1 protein-coding gene is annotated in these 1,322 nt (G+C 67.1%); it reads right to left on the bottom strand.

Annotated features, from left to right (window positions below):
* A partial coding sequence (locus ACFWEK_RS21695) for an ABC transporter substrate-binding protein (RefSeq protein ID WP_430555389.1) occupies positions 1-1,137 on the bottom strand: 1,137 nt, incomplete at its 3' end.
* Positions 1,138-1,322 lie beyond the last annotated feature (185 nt).

Raw genomic sequence — 1,322 nt, 5'->3', positions numbered from 1 at the left:
GAAGTCGGACGACTCCGCGAAGGCGCCCATGTTGATGTCCTTGGTGGCCCACTCCGGCGTGAGGAACGCGTCCGACTGCTGCACCTGGACGTTGGCGGGCACGTCCTGCGCGTTGTCGATGATGACCTGCTGCGCCTCGGCGTCGGTGAGGTAGTCGATCGCCTCGAACGCCTTGTCCGCGTGCTCGGAGTCGCGCGAGATCGCCAGGCCGGAGCCGAAGGCCGACACGGCCTGCTCGTCGCCCTGCCACATCGGGGCGATGTCCCAGTCGAAGTCCGACTCGAGGAGGCCGCCGATGGCCCAGAACCCGGTCGTGTTCATCGCGACCTTCTGCGCGGCGAACGCCGGGTCGCCCCCCATGTCGGGTCCCATGTCGGCGTACTCGGCCGCGGTCGGGACGACGTGCTCCTTGAAGGTGAGGTCGTTCGCCCACTGCAGCGCGTCGACGACCTCAGGGGTGTTCACCGTCGGGGCGCCCGAGTCGTCGATGATCTGGCCGCCGTTCTGGTAGGCGAAGCTCCACCACTGCGCCCACCAGCCGGCGCCGCCGTAGCCCCACTGCTTGCCCGGCACGGTGAGCTTCTCCATCGCCGTCTGGGCGTCCTCCTGCGTCCAGTCCGCCGTGGGGTAGTCCACGCCGGCGGCGTCGAAGAGGTCCTTGTTGTAGTAGACGATCATCGCGCCGGAGCGGTCCGGGATCGCATAGACCTTGTCCTGGTAGGAGTACAGGGAGCCGGTGGGCCCGAAGCGCTCGTCGAGGTCCATGCCGGACTTTGACACGTACTCGTCCAGCGGCAGGATCTGGTTCTTGGACGAGTAGACGTTGACGCCCTCGGCGACCTGCATGATGTCCGGGCCGTTGCCGCCCGCGATCATCGTCTGCACCTTCTGCTCGTACTGGTCGCTCGGGATGAGCTGGAGCTTGACCTTGATGTCGGGGTGCGCCTTCTCGAGCATGTCGACGCGCTCCTGGTACGACGTCTTGTCGACGTCACCGCCCCACACCGTCATCGTCAGCGTCGTGACCCCGCCACTGCCCGAGTCCTCGCCCGAGCCGCACGCCGCCAGCGCCGACATGCCCAGCGCGGCGAGCGCCACCCCGACGACGCCCCTGCTCCATCGCGTCCTTGCGTTCATCGTCTCCGCCTCTCTGCGGTGGGCCGGTCGTCGTCGACCGGCCCTTCGATTACAACGTTGGTAAAACTAACCCTTGGATAAATAGATGTCGACGGTTCGGTGATCACGAAGTGATCACGGTGCCCGGGCGCCCCGGGCCGCTCCGCCGTGCCTGTGTCTGATGCACTTCTCCGAGCCCACGGGAG

Origin of the sequence: Isoptericola sp. NPDC060257, from assembly GCF_042726645.1 — a bacterium.
Classification (GTDB): domain Bacteria; phylum Actinomycetota; class Actinomycetes; order Actinomycetales; family Cellulomonadaceae; genus Isoptericola; species Isoptericola nanjingensis.
This window is presented reverse-complemented; position numbering and strand designations above follow the sequence as displayed.